Below are 2,648 nucleotides of genomic sequence, written 5' to 3'. Positions count from 1 at the left end.
CGGGCCGGAGGAACCGGCCACCCGGGCATTTTCGCCGATCCGGGGCCCGCGATCCACGCGCCGTGCGATCGCCGTGCCCGGCCTCCGCCCGGAGGCGGGGCGGGGCGGGACCGCTCAGCGCGCCGGTGCGGTCGCGAACTCGCCGCGCTGCAGCTTGGCCACGTCGTTGCCTTGCGCATCCCTGGCCTGCAGGTCGGCGCCCTTGGCGGCGAGCTCCTTCAGCACCTCGGTGCGCTGGAACAGCGCCGCATACATGGCCGCGGTCTGACCGGCGTTGTTGCGCTGGTCCGGCGCACAATCTGCCCGCATCAGCCGCTTGGCGATGCTCAGCTCGCCCTTGAAGATCGCGCCCATCAGCGCGGTGTTGCCGCGCTTGTCCTGCGCGCAGGGGTCGGCCCCGGCGCGCAGCAACTGCTCCACCGCCGCCTGCTGGCCATGGTAGGCGGCGAGGATCAGCGCGGTGTAGCCCTTGTCGTCGCGCGTATCGAGGTCGTAATGGGCGCGGATGAACTCGGCCAGCATGTCCTGGCGGCCCTGCCGCGCGGCATCGAAGAAATAGCTGCGCAATTGCGCCTGCACCGCGGCCGGATCGGGCGCCGCCGGCGCGGCCGGTGCAGCGACCGCCGTGGCGCTGACCGCGAGGCCAAGAAGGAAGAAGACAACACGACGCATGGGGAGTCTCCGCAAGAAAGTGCGCGGCGCGGCGATGCCGCCGCCGGGCCGCGCGTGGGACGGATCAATCCTGCAGCTGCGCAGCCAATTGCTTGACCCGCGCCAGGTCGCCCTTGGCCACCCGCGCCACACCGCTGCCGTAGGCCGGGTCGGCCTTGTACAGGAACGACAGCATGAGGTGCTTGCTCTCGTCGTCGGTGCCGGCCAGCGATTCGCCGAAGCTCTGGATCAGGTCCTGCTGCTCCTTCTTGCTGTAGCTGCGGAACAGTTCGCCGGCCTGCTTGAAGTTCTGCTCGCGGGTGACCCTGGCCTGCTGGGTGGTGCCGGACAGCGGCAACTGGCTGTAGCGCGCGTTCGGATCCTGCGGCCGCGGGCTGAGTCGGCTCGGCTCGTAGTTCACGCCGCTGCTGGTGCTGCCGGCATTCATCGCGCCGTCCTGGTTGCCGTTGTTGACCGCCAAGCGCGGCCGGTTCACCGGCAGGCTCAGGCCATTGGTGCCGACGCGGTACAGCTGCGTGTCGGCGTAGGAGAAGATCCGCCCCTGCAGCAGGCGGTCTTCCGACGGCTCGATGCCCGGCACCAGATTGGCCGGCGCCATCGCCACCTGCTCGGTCTCCTGGAAGAAGTTGTCCACGTTCCTGTTCAGCACCATCTGCCCGATCTTGCGCTCGGGCACGCCCGGCCAGATCTTGGTGGCATCCAGCGGATCGAAGTCGAACTTGGCCAGGTCCTCGGGCGCGAGCACCTGGATGTACAGGTCCCACTTCGGATAGTCGCCGCGCTTGATCGCGCCGACCAGGTCGTTGGTCAGGTGGCTGTAGTCCTTGCCCTGCACCGCCACCACCTGCTGCGGATCCAGGTTCTTGAGGCCCTGCAGGCTCTTCCAGTGGAACTTGACGTAGTGCACCTGGCCCTGCGCGTTGACCAGCTTGTAGGCATGCACGCCGTTGCCGTCCATGAAGCGGTAGCCGGCCGGCGTGCCTTCGTTGGAGTACAGCAGGGTCAGGGTGCGGGTCGCCTCGGGCACGTGCGAGAAGAAGTCGAAGCGGCGCGCATCGTCGTCGAGGTTGGTGCGCGGGTCCGGCTTGAACGCATGCACCATGTCCGGGAACTTGATCGCATCGCGGATGAAGAAGGTCGGGAAGTTGTTGCCCACCAGGTCCCAGTTGCCTTCGCTGGTGTAGAACTTGGTGGCGAAGCCATGCGGATCGCGCAGCGTCTCCGGCGAATGGTTGCCGTGCACCACCGAGGAGAAGCGCACGAACACCGACGTGGTCGTACCCGGCGCGAACACCTTGGCCTTGCTCAGCTCGGAGATATCGGCGGTGGCGGTGAACTCGCCATGCACGCCGGTGCCGCGCGCGTGCACCACGCGCTCGGGGATGCGCTCGCGGTCGAAACGCTGCAGCTTCTGGATCAGTTGCACGTCCTGCAGCAGCGTCGGGCCGTTGGGCCCGGCGGTCTGCGAGTTCTGGTTGTCGCCCACCGGCGCACCGTTGTCGCGGGTGAGCGTGGACTGCGCGGCGCTGGCCGACAGGATCAGGGAAGGCGACAACAGGACAAGCAACAACAGGGATCCAGGGCGCATGGCGTCGGCTCGTGTGAAGGGAGCTGCAGCATGGCGGGAGTGCGACGCGCAGAACATTCGTTCCTTGCGATCGGTGCCATCGACGCGGCCAATCGCGTCCGCGCACTGTGATCGCGACCATTGGTAGAGCGCGCAATCCGTTGCAGCTGCAGCGTCGTCGCTGCGTCACTCGACGACGATGCAGCCGCAGATCGACCGCAAAATGTAGACGCGCGCGCGTGCCAGCGGCAGCGGCGATGCCTGGCGACGCGGCCGCAAGCGCACCGCGGCGCGATGCACCGCGCGTAGCGCCGCGACGGCGGACGCTAGCGCTTGGCGCTCAGCGCGCGGCTGCGATCGGCGAACAGGGCCTGATCGGCTTGGCTGTAGGCGGCGCGCTGCACGGCCG

Annotated in this window: 2 protein-coding genes; both read right to left on the bottom strand. The window is 68.4% G+C overall.

Going from position 1 to position 2,648, the window contains the following annotated elements; all coding sequences use genetic code 11:
- Window positions 1-114 precede the first annotated feature (114 nt).
- Complete coding sequence (locus D180_RS04265; RefSeq protein ID WP_017911818.1) at window positions 115-672, bottom strand: ankyrin repeat domain-containing protein; 558 nt, start codon at window positions 670-672, stop codon at window positions 115-117.
- A gap of 64 nt (window positions 673-736) precedes the next feature.
- Window positions 737-2,260, bottom strand: coding sequence for a catalase KatB (gene katB / locus D180_RS04260; RefSeq protein ID WP_043090454.1), 1,524 nt, complete (start codon window positions 2,258-2,260; stop codon window positions 737-739).
- Between the last annotated feature and the right edge of the window lie 388 nt (window positions 2,261-2,648).

Source organism: Xanthomonas sp. SHU 166, from assembly GCF_000364685.1.
In the GTDB taxonomy this organism is placed as follows: Bacteria; Pseudomonadota; Gammaproteobacteria; order Xanthomonadales; family Xanthomonadaceae; genus Xanthomonas_A; species Xanthomonas_A sontii.
The sequence above is the reverse complement of the archived record's forward strand: the minus strand, read 5'-3'. Positions and strand labels throughout refer to the sequence as shown.